Source organism: Stenotrophomonas sp. GD04024, from assembly GCF_029837545.1.
GTDB lineage: Bacteria > Pseudomonadota > Gammaproteobacteria > Xanthomonadales > Xanthomonadaceae > Stenotrophomonas > Stenotrophomonas forensis.
In genome coordinates this window covers 18,664-33,304 of the sequence record NZ_JAOEDV010000022.1, presented here as the reverse complement: position 1 = coordinate 33,304, position 14,641 = coordinate 18,664, and the positions used below count along the sequence as shown (strand labels likewise).

Below are 14,641 nucleotides of genomic sequence, written 5' to 3'. Positions count from 1 at the left end.
GTCAGTGGGTGACCAGCAACGAATTCCCCGGTGCGGCGGCACACTTGACTGCGTGTTCCGCCGGGTCCGTGGCGATCTGCTTCGTCCCTTGTCCCCGGTTGGTCAGGCACATATAACTGTGACGACCATAACATATTGCAAACAATTATGTGATGCAAATCACATTCACATTTGCAGAGTCTGGCGTCAGCTCCACGCGTCCAGTTATAGCGGGCACACAGGTTCGGGCCGGGCACGATTCCGGCAGCCGCCGCCTACTTTCCGGCAAAACAGCACGCAGATTCGGCAGCGGTGTGGGGCGTCAGGGCTGCTTCGCGCCCTGCAGGAAGGACGCCAGCAGCGTCGACGACGCCATCGCCGGCGCCAACCGGCCCCGTGCCAGCGACCAGGTGATGCCGTAGAAGCAGGTCCAGTAGAAGTCGCCCAGCCACACGGCGGTGAATCCGAGATTGAACACGCCGGCTTTCTGGCCGCGCAGGAAAAAAGCCTCGAAACGCTCGCCAATCGGCGCCCAGCGCCCGGGCAGCAGATGCAGATCGCCCCGGCGCTGCTGCTCTTCCATCATGCGCGCGAACAGCAGCGTCACCAGCTCCCAATCGGCCAGCAACACCTCGGTCACGCGTTCCAGCACCTGCATCGCGTCGGCATCCGCGTCGAACCAGGTGGCCGCCGCCTCCAGCCGTTCAAACCCCGCCGCAAACAACGCCTCGTCGATCGCTTCGCGGGTGGGCGCGAACCGGTACAGCGTCGCCCGGCTGATACCGGCACCGCTGGCCAGTTCGCTGAGCGTGCAGCGCGGGTGGCTGACCAGCGTGGCTGCGAGGGCATGGTGCAGGTCGCGGCGGGAACGTGCGGCAGGACGCATGGAGGCACCGGATTCGGGATGCCCTCACGCTAGCATGAATCATCAATTAATGAACTGAATCACAGATGATTCATCAGAATCAGGAGTGCGCTAAAAATGGCGTGCGTCCGGTGCACCCGGGTCGGTGCACGCAGGGATCGCGTCACAGGCATCGAAGGAGACAACGCCATGCTGCATCCGCTACGCGACATTGCCGTGCTGTTCGATGCCAGCGACACCGGGCACCAGGTCCTGAACATCGCCGCCCGACTGGCGCAGGTCCAGCAGTCCCATCTGATCGCGGTCTCCACCGCCCAGCATCCCAGCGACATCGCCAGCGGCTTCGCCCGTGGTGCCGGCATTGCCGCTGCACTCGACCATGAAGCACGTGCCGATGCCGCCTGCACCGCGCAGCTGATGCAGAACCTGCGCGCCGCCGCCGAGCCGCTGCGGATCAGCACCGAGCTGCGCATCGTTTCAGACTATCTGGGCGGCGCTGATCTCTCCCTGCAATCTCTGTACTGCGACCTGATCATCGCCGGCTATCCACACACGCCGGGGGCGCCCAGCGGCTGGCACCCGCTCGGCACGCTACGCCAGACCGGTGTGCCGATGCTGCTGGTGCCGCCGCACTGGCGCGGCGAACAGGTCGGCCAGCGCATCGTGGTCGCCTGGAATGCCAGCAAGCAGGCACGCCGCGCGGTGGCCGATGCGCTTCCCCTGCTCGCCCGCGCGCAGGCCGTGCACCTGCTGATGGTCGACACCCCCAAGGCAGAGGCCGCACCGGGCGCGGAAATGGCCCAGCACCTGGCCCGGCATGGTGTCGAGGTCGAGATCCAGGCGGTCAATTCCACACAGGGCGGCGTTGCCGCAACCATCCGACAGCATGTCCTCGATGCCGAAGCGGACCTGCTGGTGCTGGGCCCCTACAGCCGCAGCCGGGTGGTGGAACGCGTGCTCGGCGGAGTCACCGAGAACCTGCTGGCCGAAGTTCCGGCACCGCTGTTCGTATCCCACTAGCGAGGCCCTGTCCCGCGCGGCGGTAGGCGGTCAACGATTGCCCGGTATGCCGACGGAAATAGCGGCACAGGTAGGACACATCCTCGAAGCACAGGCGCTCGGCGATGCGTCCGATCGGCAGCTCGCTGTAGCTCAGCCATGCCTTGATCTCCAGCACCACCTGGCGGTCGATCAACGCCTTCGGCGATTGGCCGAAGCACTCGCGGGTCAGCTGTGACAGGACACCCTGCCCCTCGGCCAGCGTACTGACCTCCAGGCGCATGGATTCGTCCTGATCCAGAAGCTGGGGTATGCGGTCCATGAGCCGATCCGGCCGGATTCCGGATCCCAGCGTAGCCGCGTCAGCCCGCCTGTTGTGAAAAGTACCGAAGGCATCAAGGCCCGGCAAGCGGCAGCCGTCATCCGCCACCGCGCTGCATGAACAGCAAGTCGGGCGTCGAGGCATCGTCCACGGGTTGGAAGCCGAAGTCGCGATACAGGGCTACCGCCGCGGCATTGTCCCGATAGACCCGCAGGGTCAGGCGCTGTACGCCCGGTGATTGCAGGGCCTCGGCGATCATCAGCTGCATCAGCACGCGCCCCAGCCCGCGCCCCCGCGCCTGGGGCGAAACGATGATCCGGCCCAGATGAGCCGTGCCAGGCTCGCTCAACCAGTACTGGCCGAAGCCTACGCAGTCGCCCTGCCCGTCCAGCAGCACCCGCCCCGGGCGAGTGCCCAGCCCAAGCACCTGCGCGAACGCTCCGGCCGGCACAGGGAATGCGACACCCGGGCCGGCCCAGCGCTGCGTGGCTGCGGCCGAATCGAGCCAATGGGCGATGCGCGCGTAGTGCGAAGGCTGGACCGGCTGCAGTTGCATGGGCAGGACGATGCGGACGTGACGTGGGCATCCATTGTGGGCGTCCTGGAACGCGCAGTCACGCCACGCCGCAGCGCTTGAATTTTGTCCTAGGACAATAAACAATTCCGGGCGTCCACACGCCTGCCGCCCAACGGCAGCCTGTCTCATTCTCACTCCCGGGTATCCCATGTTCAGAGGCCTCAGCGCGTTTCCGCTTACTCCGCTCAGTGGAGATGACATCGACACACGCGCTTTTGCCGCACTGGTCGAGCGCCTGGCCGCATCCGGCGTGGACTCGATGGGCATTCTCGGCTCCACCGGCAGCTATGCCTATCTGGAGAAAGCCGAGCGCAAGCGCGTGCTGCGCCAGGCCCTCGCCCATGCCGGCGGCGTACCGGTGATCGTCGGCGTCGGCGCCCTGCGCACCCGCGACGTACTGGAACTGGCCAGGGATGCCGAAGATGCCGGCGCTGCCGGCCTGCTGCTGGCGCCGGTGTCCTACCAGCCATTGAAGGAGCACGAGGTCTACACGCTCTTCGAATCGGTGTGCATGGCAGTGCGCACCCCTATCTGCGTCTACGACAATCCCGGCACCACCCGCTTCCAGTTCTCCGATGAACTGCATGGGCGGATCGCCGCGCTGCCCAACATCGGCTCCATCAAGATTCCCCGCCTGTCCGACGACCCGGCCGCAGCCCTGGCACGCGTCGCCGCGCTGCGCACCCATATTCCGGCGCACGTCACGCTGGGCATCAGTGGTGACGCCGCCGCCGTGCGCGGACTGGCCGCGGGCTGTGATGGCTGGTACTCGGTGATCGCTGGCCTGTTCCCCGAGGTGGCGCTGCGCATCACCCACGCAGCGCGCGGCGGTGACATGGCCACCGCAGAGGCTGTGTCCGCGCGGTTGGCACCGCTCTGGGCGCTGTACGACCACTTCGGCGGCATCCGCGTGATGGCATGCGCTGCCGCGCTGATGGGCCTGTGTAGTGACGACTGCCTGCCGCGACCGCTGCTTGGGCTGCAGGGCAATGACCGGGCGCAGGTGGCCGAAGTGCTGGAAGGCCTGGGGCTGCGCTAGACCGGGGAACGTGAAAAAGGGGACGGAGGGAATTAGGTCATTTGAGGCACAAACGACTTAATTCCCTCCGTCCCCTTTTCTCATGCTATCTGTACGACGCTGCAGATTTCAAAACGCGCGTCGACGTATAACCCATCGTCCCCAGCATGATCTGCATCTGCATCTCGCTGGCCTCGGCTCGCGGCCCGATCCAGACTTCGCGGATTGCCTCGACCCTGTCGGGCAACCGCAGGTCCGAGTACGGGGTAGGATTGGTACCGCGCATGAGGAATTTCAGCTCTGAAGCCGCCTTCAGTTGCGAGGGGTAGGCAAGCTTCAGCATGGGCCCCACACCGTCCACGACGATAGGATTGGACAGCCGAACCTCGGATTCCTCACTGAATGCGGGATTCTTCATGCCAGCCGTGTCTATAAGCAGCTCCATGATGCCCCACTTCACTTTTTCTGAATCAAGTCCTGCCGGCGTTGTGGAACTGATCAGAATCTGCTTGAACGCATTCCCCAGCATTCTGCGCTGCGCATCAACGTCATAACAAACGCGAATCTTGTTGCCTTTCATCGCGGCGATGGATTTCGCGGAAAAACCAACGCAGAACCCTGCCCCGTTGTTCGCATAGGCACGCCACTGGCTGAGCTGGTCTCTTCTTGTGGAGAAGCAGCAGGCGAGCACCTTGAACATGTTGCGGCCCGACGCCAGGTACTCATCAATGGGAGTCCTGGTCTTGACCACCCTGGTCACTTCATCCTTGGCCAGAATCTCTCCCAGCAGCTTCGTTCCCCAACTCAGTTCCATTGAGTCGTTCATCGTTGTGAGATCACAAAGACGAAGGGTTCCGTGGCTGAGAATCGCCAGGAGGGTATCTGCGGAGCAGTAGTGATACAGCAGCTCGTCTTTGCTCTCCGGGAAGTACCGCAATTCGGGCATCAACGACATCAGCTCCTCCCTGAGCTCGGGCGGTGGGGCCAGACGATGGCCAACGACCCCGCATGCAGCGGGCGGAAACGAGCCGCCGCGATACGCTATCCATTATGGTGACCCCGGCCCGATTCGAACGGGCGACCTTCCCCTTAGGAGGGGGACGCTCTATCCAGCTGAGCTACGGGGCCATGCAGCCGGGAAGTTTACAGGCAACACGCCCTGCCCTCCAAGCATTCATGTTCCACCCGGCTGCGCTGGCGCGTTGCACCATGGCCGCATGGGCCGCTCTGCTACCATCGGCGATTCAGTTCATCGCGTCTCCCACCTGCCCGCGATGGCGCCAAACAACGTAACGAAACACAGGAGTCTGCATGTCTTCCGAGCTGCTCAAGTCCCTTGGCCTGGACGCGATCAACGCTGGCACGTACCTGGGCAACGGGGAGTGGTCGAGCGCGACCAGCGGTGAGCTCATCACCCCGGTCAACCCGACCACCGGCGAGCCGATCGCGCAGGTCCGCGCCACCACCGAGGCCGAGTACGACACCGTCGTCGCCCGTGCCCAGGAAGCCTTCAAGATCTGGCGCACCACCCCGGCCCCGCGCCGCGGCGAAGCCGTGCGCCTGTGCGGCGAAGCGCTGCGCAAGCACAAGGATGCCCTCGGTTCGCTGGTGGCCCTGGAAATGGGCAAGAGCAAGCCGGAAGGCGATGGCGAAGTGCAGGAGATGATCGACATTGCCGATTTCGCCGTCGGCCAGAGCCGCATGCTGTACGGCTACACCATGCATTCCGAGCGCCCCGGCCACCGCATGTACGAGCAGTACCACCCGCTGGGCCTGGTCGGCATCATTTCGGCCTTCAACTTCCCGGTCGCGGTGTGGAGCTGGAATTCGTTCCTGGCCGCCATCTGTGGCGACGTGTGCATCTGGAAGCCGTCCAACAAGACGCCGCTGACCGCCATCGCCTCGCTGAAGATCTGCAACGACGCGCTGCGCGAAGCCGGCTTCCCGGACATCTTCTTCCTGATCAACGATGCCGGTACCGCGCTGTCGGAAAAGATGGTCGATGACCGTCGCGTGCCGCTGATCAGCTTCACCGGCTCGACTCAGGTCGGCCGCACCGTCAACGAGAAGGTGGCGCGCCGCCTTGGCCGCTGCCTGCTGGAGCTGGGCGGCAACAACGCCATCATCCTGGACGAAACCGCCGACCTGAAGCTGGCCGTGCCGGGCATCGTGTTCGGTGCGGTCGGTACCGCCGGCCAGCGCTGCACCACCACCCGCCGCCTGATCGTGCACCGCTCGATCTACGCCGACGTGCTGGCCACGCTGGTGAAGGCCTACAAGCAGGTGGAAGGCAAGATCGGCGACCCGACCGACGCCGCCAACCTGATGGGCCCCCTGAACAGCGACGGTGCCGTGCAGCAGTTCCTCGATGCCATCGCCCAGGCCAAGGCCGCCGGCGGCACCATTGAGACCGGTGGCACCCGCATCGACCGCGCCGGCAACTTCGTGCTGCCGGCGATTGTCTCGGGCCTGAAGAACAGCGACGCCGTGGTCCAGCATGAGACCTTCGCGCCGATCCTGTACGTGATGCCGTACGACAGCCTCGACGAAGCCATCGACATGCAGAACGGCGTGCCGCAGGGCCTGTCGTCCTCGATCTTCACCACCAACCTGAAGACCGCCGAGAAGTTCCTGTCGGCCGCCGGCAGCGACTGCGGCATCGCCAACATCAACATCGGCACGTCCGGTGCGGAAATCGGTGGCGCCTTCGGTGGCGAGAAGGACACCGGCGGTGGCCGCGAGTCCGGCTCGGATGCGTGGAAGGTCTACATGCGCCGCCAGACCAACACCATCAACTATTCGGATTCGCTGCCGCTGGCCCAGGGCATCAAGTTCGACCTGTGATGGACAACGCCGCACCCACGGCACCGGATCGGATCCCCAGCGGGGCTCCGATCCTTGATTACAGCGGCCGCCGCGTGCTGATCGCCGGCGGCAGCAAGGGCATCGGTCGTGAAATGGCGCTGGCGTTTGCCGGCGCCGGTGCGCAGGTTTCGGTCTGCGCCCGCGGCCAGTCCGGCCTGGACGTGCTGCGCGCCGATGCAACCGCACAGGGCGTCGTGCTGCACGCGTTCGCCGCCGACCTGGCTGACACCGGTCAGATCCAGGGCTGGCTGCAGGCCGCCGCCGACGCACTCGGTGGCATCGACGTGCTGGTCAACAATGCCACCGGTTACGGCATGGCCGACGACGAGGACGGATGGGCGGCCAGCCTGCAGGTCGACCTGATGGCGGCCGTTCGTGCCTCGCGCCTGGCCTTGCCGTGGCTGCGCATGTCCGACGACGCCTGCATCCTCAATCTGTCTTCGATTGCCGCGCAGCAGCCGCGCCCCGGTGGCGCGCCCTATGCTGCGGCCAAGGCCGCGCTTTCGCACTACACCACCTCGCAGGCGTTGGCGCTGGCCAAGGACCGGATCCGGGTCAATGCCATCGCGCCCGGCTCGATCGAGTTCGACGACGGCCTGTGGGACCGCCGCCGCAGCGAAGATCCCGCGCTGTACCACGGCACCCTGGCGAAGATTCCGTTCGGCCGCTTCGGCCATCCGCGCGAGATCGCCGATGCCGCGCTGTTCCTGTGCTCGCCGCTGGCGCGCTGGATCACCGGCAGCGTGCTCAACGTGGATGGCGGCCAGGTGCTGATGGGCTGACACCGGCATCCCGGTAGCTGCCAACCTTGGTTGGCATGCCTTTCGTCGACCAAGGTCGACGCCTACCTGGCTGGAATGCCTTTCGTCGACCAAGGTCGACGCCTACCTGGCTGGAATGCCTTTCGTCGACCAAGGTCGACTTCTGCCGTAGCGGCCAACCTCGGTTGGCACCCTTGGATTCACCGGGCATGGGATTGCCCGGGCAGAGGCACTATCATGTGCACACTGCCAAGGAGGACCCCGATGAGCGTGGCACCCCGACAGACAAGCGCCCTGGCCGTGGTCAGCCTGGTCATGGGCATCGCCAGCTGGACCGTCCTGCCCTTCGTGGCCAGCATCGTCGCCATCGTCACCGGCCACATGGCCCGCGCCGAAATCCGCCGCCGCCCGCTTGAACTTGAAGGTGACGGCCTGGCCGTCACCGGCCTGGTGCTGGGTTGGGTGATGGTCGGTGCGGTGATCGCCGCGATCCTGGTCTTCATCCTGTTCTTCGGCGGCCTGGCCTGGCTCGCCGCTGTATCGAACTGACCGCCATGACCGCCTCCGACAGCACTGAACGCTTCAGCAGCCGCGTCGCCGACTACGTCCGCTACCGGCCCGATTACCCGCCCGCGCTGCTGCAATGGCTGCACGGCCCGATGGGCGTCAGCCATCAGGCGCAGGTGGCCGACATCGGCGCCGGCACCGGCATTTCCAGCCGCCTGTTCCTGGCCACCGGCCATCCGGTGGTGGCCGTTGAGCCGAATGCGGCCATGCGCGGCGCCGCCGAAGCATGGCTGGCACCGCAGTATCCGCAGTTCCGTGCGGTCGACGGCCGCGCCGAAGCAACCGGCCTGGATGATGCCAGCATCGATCTGGTGAGCGTCGCGCAGGCCTTCCACTGGTTCGACACCGTGGCAGTGCGCGCCGAGTGGCAGCGCATCCTGCGCCCGGGCGGCCAGGCACTGATCTACTGGAACTCGCGCCTGCTCGACGCCAGCCCGTTCCTGGTCGGCTACGAGCAGCTGCTGCTGGACTACGGCACCGACTACAGCGCGGTGGCCGAACGCTACCAGGACGACGCCACCATGCAGGCCTGGTTCGGTAGTGGGCTGCGCGGCATGGTGCAGCTGCCGAACGTGCAGTACCTGGACCTGGACGCCCTGCGCGGTCGCCTGTTGTCTTCTTCCTACGCACCGCAACCTGGTCATCCGCGCCACGCGCCGATGATCGATGCCCTGCAGGACCTGTTCGCCGCCCACGCGGTCGACGGCCAGGTCGCTTTTGAATATCAAACCCGAGCCTTCCTCGGCACGCTGGACTGAACCGACGCATGTATTCGCTTGCCCGCCCCTTCCTGTTCTCGCTCGACGCCGAGCGCGCCCACGGCCTCGGCCTGTCCGCACTGGACCTGGCCTATCGCACCGGCACCACGCCGCTGCTGGCCGCCCGCATCGCGCCGATGCCGAGCACCGTGTTCGGGCTGACCTTCCCCAATCCGGTTGGCCTGGCCGCCGGCCTGGACAAGAACGGCGAGCACATCGATGCGCTGTTCGCGCTCGGCTTCGGCTTCGTCGAGATCGGCACCATCACCCCGCGCCCGCAGGCCGGCAATCCACAGCCGCGCCTGTTCCGCCTGCCGGAACACAACGCGATCATCAACCGCATGGGCTTCAACAATGCGGGCGTGGATGCGCTGGTGCGCAACGTCGAGCGCGCGCGCAACCGCCGTGGCCTGCTCGGCATCAACATCGGCAAGAACAAGGACACCCCCAACGAACAGGCCGTGGATGACTACATCGCCTGCCTGGACAAGGTGTACCCGCTGGCGGACTACATCACCGTCAACATTTCCTCGCCCAACACCGCCGGCCTGCGTGAACTGCAGGAAGAAACCGCGCTGCGCCAGCTGGTCAGCCAGCTGCGCGACCGCCAGGAGGCGTTGGCCGCCCGGCACGGCCGCCGCGTGCCGATGCTGGTGAAGGTGGCGCCGGACCTGAGCGAGCGTGACATCGATGCCGCTGCGCGCGTGCTGGGCGAACTGAAGGTGGACGGCGTGATCGCCACCAACACCACCGTCGACCACAGCAAGGTGGCCGGCGACCCGTTGGCCAACGAAGCCGGCGGCCTGTCCGGCGCACCGGTGCTGGAGCAGTCCACGCTGGTGCTGCGCCGCCTGCGCGCGCGCCTGCCCGAGTCGGTACCGCTGGTCGGTGTCGGCGGCATCCTGTCCGGCGCCGATGCAGTGGCCAAGATGGCCGCCGGTGCCGCGCTGGTGCAATGCTACAGCGGCCTGATCTTCCGTGGCCCTGCCCTGGTCTCCGAGTGCGTGGAGGCGATCCGTCGCCGCCGCGAAGCGCCCAGCCGTGGCGCGGTGGCGCCGCTGTGAGCGCGCCCATGGACACCACCGACGGCACCGCACCGCTGCGCTGGACACTCACCCGCAATGCACCGCTGCAGGCGCTGAACACCTTCCACGTGCAGGCCAGCGCCGCACAGCTGCTGGAACTGCACGACCCCACACTGTTGCCGGACGTGCTGGCACTGCCCGAGGTGGGCAACGGCCCGCTGCTGGTGCTGGGCAGCGGCAGCAACGTGCTGATCGCCGAGGACCTGCCCGGCACCGTGCTGGTGTTCGGCAACCGTGACATCAGCTTCCTCGAACACCGCGCCGACCATGCGGTGATCCGTGCCGGTGCGGGCGTGCCCTGGCATGGCCTGGTGATGTGGTCGCTGCAGGAGGGCCTGTCCGGGCTGGAAAACCTGGCGCTGATTCCCGGCACCGCCGGTGCCGCGCCGATCCAGAACATCGGTGCCTATGGCGCACAGATCGGCGAATTCATCCAGGCCGTCGAAGCCTGGGACTGCCACGAGCAGGCCTGGGTGCGGCTGGACAACGAACAGTGCGGCTTCGGATACCGCGACAGCGTGTTCAAGCAGCAGATGGACCGCTACCTGATCACCGCCATCGAACTGAAACTGCCGCTGCTGCATGACCTGCGCATGGACTACGCCGGCATCCGCGAGGAACTGCAGGCGCAGGGCGTGGAACTGCCCGGCGCGGTGGACGTGGCCAATGCGGTGATCGCGATCCGCCGCCGCAAGCTGCCGGACCCCGACGTGCTCGGCAACGCTGGCAGCTTCTTCAAGAATCCGGTGTTGCCGCTGGAACAGGTCGACGTACTGCTGCAGCACTTCCCCGAGCTGCCGGTGTTCCCGTCCGACCAGGAAGGCAAGCGCAAGGTCTCGGCCGCCTGGATGATCGAATCCTGTGGCTGGAAGGGTTTCCGCGAGGGCGATGCCGGGGTGGCGCCCAGCCATGCACTGGTACTGGTCAACCACGGCAACGCCACTGGCGCTGAACTGCTGGCATTGGCGCGCCGCATCTCGGCCTCGGTGCTGGAAAAGTTCGGCGTGCCGATCGAACCGGAGCCCCGCCTGCTCGGCGCGCAGTGGTGAACACCCCCACCCTCTCCCCAGGCGCCACCCCGATGCGGGCGGCGCTGCTGATGCTCGGCAGCACGATGGCGTTTGGCCTGATGGCGGTGGCGATCCGCTATGCCACCCGCTACGTGCCGACCCAGGAAGTGGCATTTTTCCGCAACGCCTTCGGCCTGCTCGCACTGTTGCCGATGCTGTTGCGCCCGGGCCACGCGCCGCTGAAAACCCAGCAGTTGCCGCGTTATTTCCTGCGCAGCGCGATCGGCCTGGGCTCGATGCTGTGCGCCTTCTGGGCGCTGGGCCATCTGCCGCTGGCGCAGGCGGTCTCCCTGTCCTACTCCACCCCGCTGTTCGTCACGATTGCGGCGGTACTGTGGTTGGGCGAAACCGTGCGCGTGCGTCGCTGGGCAGCGGTGGTGGTCGGCTTCATCGGCGTGCTGGTGATCGTGCGACCGGGTACCGCTGGCTTCACCGCCGGCAGCCTGGTAGCGGTGGCCGCCGCCCTGCTCAGTTCGCTGGTGGCGATCCAGATCAAGCAGCTGACCCGCGTCGACAGCGCCGACACCGTGGTGCTCTACACCTACGTGTTCTGGGTGCCGCTGTCGCTGGTTCCCGCCCTGTTCGTCTGGGTCTGGCCAACCGGCACTGCCTGGCTGTGGCTGCTGGCCACCGGCGTGCTGGGCACCATCGGCCAGCTGCTGTGGACACGCGCGTTGCGCCTGGGCGAAGTCTCGGCACTGACCCCGATCAGCTTCCTGCAACTTCCGCTGGTGACGCTGTTCGGCTGGCTGCTGTTCAACGAAAGCGTGGACCGCTGGACGATCACCGGCGCCGGCATCATCCTTGCCGCCAACGCCTACATCGCCCACCGCGAAGCCGTGCTGTCACGCCGCGCCGCCAGTGCCGCCGCCTCCGCCGCAGCCAAACCTGCCGAGTAGGTCTCCCTGTAGCGTCGAGCCATACTCGACGCATCGCGCGCAGCGCGAAGCCTCATCAATGGCAGGTGACGTGCGTTTACAGCGCCCGATACGCCCGCTCCGCCGCATCGAACACATTGCCCGGAGCAAACTGCTCCCCCAGGTAATGCAGCGATTGCCGGCGCAACTGCGGAGAACGCTCTTCTCCATCGCTGCCCAGCAGGACCTGCTGGAACTCGATCAGGTCCTGCAGGATGCGCCAGTGGCGGTACCACGCGATCCAGCGCGGATCTCCCAGGTCGCTGCCATAGCCCGCTGCGAAATCAAGCGGATTCTCGCGACCCCAACGCCCGCCCACGGCGCCACCGATGAACATCAGGTCGCGCTCGCGTGGCGCCAGCGACAGGCCATCCCAATCGATCAGATGCAGGCCACCATCGTTCCCCATCAGTAGATTGCCGGCATGCAGGTCGGTGTGGCACAGGTGCAGATCGACCGGTGCATCCTTCAATGCAGCGTGCAGCTCCAGCGCGCTCGCATGCAGCGCCGCGATGCGCGCATGCTGCTGATCCCAGACCGAAGCGAATGCGCGGCCCAGACCGTCCTGCGCCACCGCCAGCCCCTCACCCACCAGCCACTGCCCCACCGTTTCCAGTGCGGCGGTTTCCAGCCGCACGGTGGGCAACGCCTGCTGCAGCTCCACTGGCAGCTGCGCCGCGTGCAGGCGCTGCAGCACGTCGCCCAGCCGCTGCCACTGCGCACGGCTCAGCGCTGCCTCGAAGCCGGACTGCCCTTCGATGTAGGGGAACAAGGTGAACTGCAAGCCCCAGCGCTGCACCGACGCGCCCCCCGTCAACGCCGGCCAGGGCGCGACGATTTCATCGATACCCAACGTGCCGCGCAACCAGTGCAGGCTGTCCCACACCGCTGGATCGACCTGGTAGGTGCGGCACTTCAACCACCATTGCCCGCGCCGCGCATCCACGCGGTAAACGCTGGCGCTGGCATCGGCGCCCACCGGGCGTGGCACCACTGCGGTAGCGGTGATGCCATAGGATTGCTGCAGGACTTCGCCGAGATGCTGCGCCGAAGCGAATGACATGGATGCAAACGGAAAGTATTACCTGCCGCTACTATCGCAGATGCGCTGGCTGCGACACAGACATGTCCGTCACACCCTTGTGCGTCGCGGGCAATGGACTAGCCAGCGACGCGCCGCATCAGCGCTTCCAGGGGACCGCGCGCGAACTGCCATGACCACAGCCACGCCGCACCGGTTGCCAGCAGCAGGAACAGCAGCGCCCACAGCAGCACCGAGGCGAGCGAGGCACGGCCATCCAGCAGGCCCATGCTTTCCAGCGTGCCCATGCCCAGCAGGATATGCCCAACGTACAGGGTCAGGGTCATTTGCCCGGCCGCGGTGAACGGCGCCAACCACTCACCCGGGCGTAGGCGCGCCAGCCACAGGCAGGCTGCGATGACACTGCAGGCCGCTCCTGCGCCCGTCAGCACATAGGCCGGCCCCGGCGGCATCGGCTGTGTTCCCAGCCACGGCTGCCAGGGTGTTCCCTGCGCCAGTTGCTGCACGCCATGCCCGGCCCAGATCAGCAGCAGGCCCAGCACCAGCAGTGCGCGCTGCACCCGAGGCTGCGACAACGGCAGGCGTGCCAGCAGCATGCCCAGCAGGAAGAAGCACAGCCACGGCAGCAACGGATGGAAGCCGTTGAACAACAGGTTGCGCGCCATGCCGGGCCACTGCCACAGGCCGGCATACTCCAGCGTCTGCCAGTTCCAGCCTTCGCTGTAGTCCCACTGCAGCAGCGCCCAGAACGAACCGGCGGCCAGGCCGACGATGCTGGCCAGCAACAGCCGTGGCGACGCACGCAGCCACAGCACCGACAGTGCGAAGTACACCGCGTAGTAGTGCAGGATATCGGCTGGGAACAGTGTCAGATTGAGCGGCCCCAGCACCAGCAGGAACAGTGCGCGTCGCCAGGTCTGCACGCTGGCCGACCACCATCCCTGCCGCTGCGTGGCCAGCACCAGGCCCAGCCCGGCCAGCGTAACGAAAGTGGCCGAGGCCTTGCCTTCCAGCAGGTGGAAGAAGCCTGCCAACCCAGCCGTACCCTCTGCGGGCACCGCCATCGCCAGGCGGAAGTTGACCAGCACCATGCCGGCCAGCGCGAGGTAGCGTGCCAGATCCAGGCCGTGCAGGCGCCGGTCATCGGCGCTCATGCGCGCGCACCCAGCAGCAGCGCCAGCAGCCCGATATCCAGCGGCTCACCATCTGCCTCATCCGCCTCGCCCAGCCCCCGGCGCAATGCATCGCTTTCGATGGCATCCAGCAGCACCTGCGCCTGCAGTGGCGGAGCCAGCGCTGGGCGCCTCCGCTCACGCTGTGCCACGCGCTGCAGGGCATCGGCCAGAGCCTGTTGCAGCTGCCTGCGATTGGCGGCGAAAGCCTCGGCCACGGCGGGGGTGCGTGCGCTCTCGGCCAGCACCTCAACCGCAAGCGTCGCCCACTGCGGCTGCCGGCACAGCGCATGCAGATCCAGCAGGAACGCCATCACCTGCGCGCGCTCGCCGTCGGCGGCCGCCAGCCGCTGAAGCATCGGTGCCAGTTCTTCGCTCTCGGCCACCGCAACCGCAAGGATGATCGCCTCCTTGCCCGGAAAATGGTTGTAGAGGTTGCCCAGGCTGACGCCGGCCACCCGCGCGATGTCGCGCATGCTGGTCTGGTGGAAGCCCTTGGCCAGGAAGCACTGCAGCGCCGCCTGCAGGATCAGGGCCACGCGCTGCTCATTGCGGTCGAATCGGCTCATGGCACGAATAGTGAACGAACGTTCGTCCATTTCACAGTGCGCGCGAAGCCACCGCCAGGGCGGCGTTCAGCCCCC

At 66.5% G+C, this 14,641-nt stretch carries 15 protein-coding genes, 1 tRNA gene and 1 pseudogene; 9 read left to right on the top strand and 8 right to left on the bottom strand.

Annotated elements, in window-relative coordinates; all coding sequences use genetic code 11:
- Window positions 1-301: 301 nt before the first annotated feature.
- Window positions 302-865 (bottom strand): TetR/AcrR family transcriptional regulator, encoded by a 564-nt coding sequence (locus tag N7590_RS09730; RefSeq protein WP_164241093.1) that lies wholly within the window; start codon window positions 863-865, stop codon window positions 302-304.
- 168 nt (window positions 866-1,033) lie between these two features.
- Here N7590_RS09730 and N7590_RS09725 point away from each other — a divergent pair, with 168 nt between their 5' ends.
- Window positions 1,034-1,864 (top strand): universal stress protein, encoded by an 831-nt coding sequence (locus N7590_RS09725; RefSeq protein ID WP_053510067.1) that lies wholly within the window; start codon window positions 1,034-1,036, stop codon window positions 1,862-1,864.
- Here N7590_RS09725 and N7590_RS09720 read toward each other — a convergent pair.
- Together N7590_RS09720 and N7590_RS09715 are read right to left on the bottom strand one after the other, a co-directional pair.
- Window positions 1,812-2,084, bottom strand: a pseudogene (locus N7590_RS09720) (helix-turn-helix domain-containing protein); the annotation flags it as partial. The gene N7590_RS09725 and the pseudogene N7590_RS09720 overlap by 53 nt on opposite strands.
- A 178-nt stretch (window positions 2,085-2,262) precedes the next feature.
- Complete coding sequence (locus N7590_RS09715; RefSeq protein ID WP_164241092.1) at window positions 2,263-2,721, bottom strand: GNAT family N-acetyltransferase; 459 nt, start codon at window positions 2,719-2,721, stop codon at window positions 2,263-2,265.
- 169 nt (window positions 2,722-2,890) lie between these two features.
- Between N7590_RS09715 and N7590_RS09710 the strand changes: the two genes are divergently transcribed.
- The gene (locus tag N7590_RS09710) at window positions 2,891-3,781 is read left to right on the top strand and encodes a dihydrodipicolinate synthase family protein (protein WP_164241091.1); all 891 of its coding nucleotides are present in this window, start codon (window positions 2,891-2,893) and stop codon (window positions 3,779-3,781) included.
- 85 nt (window positions 3,782-3,866) lie between these two features.
- Here N7590_RS09710 and N7590_RS09705 read toward each other — a convergent pair whose 3' ends face one another.
- Entirely contained in the window at window positions 3,867-4,715 is an 849-nt protein-coding gene (locus tag N7590_RS09705; RefSeq protein WP_053510058.1) for a DUF2971 domain-containing protein, read from the bottom strand.
- Window positions 4,716-4,811: 96 nt separating this feature from the next.
- A tRNA-Arg gene (locus N7590_RS09700) sits at window positions 4,812-4,888 on the bottom strand.
- Between the two features lie 183 nt (window positions 4,889-5,071).
- Here N7590_RS09700 and N7590_RS09695 point away from each other — a divergent pair.
- The 7 genes from N7590_RS09695 to N7590_RS09665 all read left to right on the top strand — a co-directional run bounded on the left by N7590_RS09695 (window position 5,072) and on the right by N7590_RS09665 (window position 11,765).
- Window positions 5,072-6,604 (top strand): aldehyde dehydrogenase family protein, encoded by a 1,533-nt coding sequence (locus N7590_RS09695; RefSeq protein WP_049457223.1) that lies wholly within the window; start codon window positions 5,072-5,074, stop codon window positions 6,602-6,604.
- Window positions 6,604-7,407: an SDR family oxidoreductase gene (locus tag N7590_RS09690; protein WP_204275096.1), complete on the top strand. Its 804-nt coding sequence runs from the start codon at window positions 6,604-6,606 to the stop codon at window positions 7,405-7,407. The genes N7590_RS09695 and N7590_RS09690 overlap by 1 nt, the downstream gene beginning before the upstream one ends.
- Window positions 7,408-7,650: 243 nt before the next feature.
- The gene (locus tag N7590_RS09685) at window positions 7,651-7,935 is read left to right on the top strand and encodes a DUF4190 domain-containing protein (RefSeq protein ID WP_006435840.1); all 285 of its coding nucleotides are present in this window, start codon (window positions 7,651-7,653) and stop codon (window positions 7,933-7,935) included.
- 5 nt (window positions 7,936-7,940) lie between these two features.
- Window positions 7,941-8,711, top strand: coding sequence for a class I SAM-dependent methyltransferase (locus N7590_RS09680; RefSeq protein WP_164241090.1), 771 nt, complete (start codon window positions 7,941-7,943; stop codon window positions 8,709-8,711).
- Between the two features lie 8 nt (window positions 8,712-8,719).
- Window positions 8,720-9,775, top strand: coding sequence for a quinone-dependent dihydroorotate dehydrogenase (locus tag N7590_RS09675; protein WP_006435836.1), 1,056 nt, complete (start codon window positions 8,720-8,722; stop codon window positions 9,773-9,775).
- Window positions 9,776-9,783: 8 nt separating this feature from the next.
- On the top strand, window positions 9,784-10,845 hold the full coding sequence (murB, locus tag N7590_RS09670) for a UDP-N-acetylmuramate dehydrogenase (RefSeq protein WP_164241089.1): 1,062 nt from the start codon (window positions 9,784-9,786) through the stop codon (window positions 10,843-10,845).
- Window positions 10,846-10,877: 32 nt separating this feature from the next.
- On the top strand, window positions 10,878-11,765 hold the full coding sequence (locus tag N7590_RS09665; protein WP_053449565.1) for a DMT family transporter: 888 nt from the start codon (window positions 10,878-10,880) through the stop codon (window positions 11,763-11,765).
- 76 nt (window positions 11,766-11,841) lie between these two features.
- Here N7590_RS09665 and N7590_RS09660 read toward each other — a convergent pair whose 3' ends face one another.
- The 3 genes from N7590_RS09660 to N7590_RS09650 all read right to left on the bottom strand — a co-directional run bounded on the left by N7590_RS09660 (window position 11,842) and on the right by N7590_RS09650 (window position 14,566).
- Entirely contained in the window at window positions 11,842-12,846 is a 1,005-nt protein-coding gene (locus N7590_RS09660) for an aminoglycoside phosphotransferase family protein (protein ID WP_164241088.1), read from the bottom strand.
- Window positions 12,847-12,944: 98 nt separating this feature from the next.
- Window positions 12,945-13,979, bottom strand: a complete 1,035-nt coding sequence (locus tag N7590_RS09655; RefSeq protein ID WP_164241087.1) for a heparan-alpha-glucosaminide N-acetyltransferase domain-containing protein — start codon at window positions 13,977-13,979, stop codon at window positions 12,945-12,947.
- Entirely contained in the window at window positions 13,976-14,566 is a 591-nt protein-coding gene (locus N7590_RS09650; protein ID WP_164241086.1) for a TetR/AcrR family transcriptional regulator, read from the bottom strand. Before N7590_RS09650 ends, N7590_RS09655 begins: the two co-directional genes overlap by 4 nt.
- Window positions 14,567-14,641 lie beyond the last annotated feature (75 nt).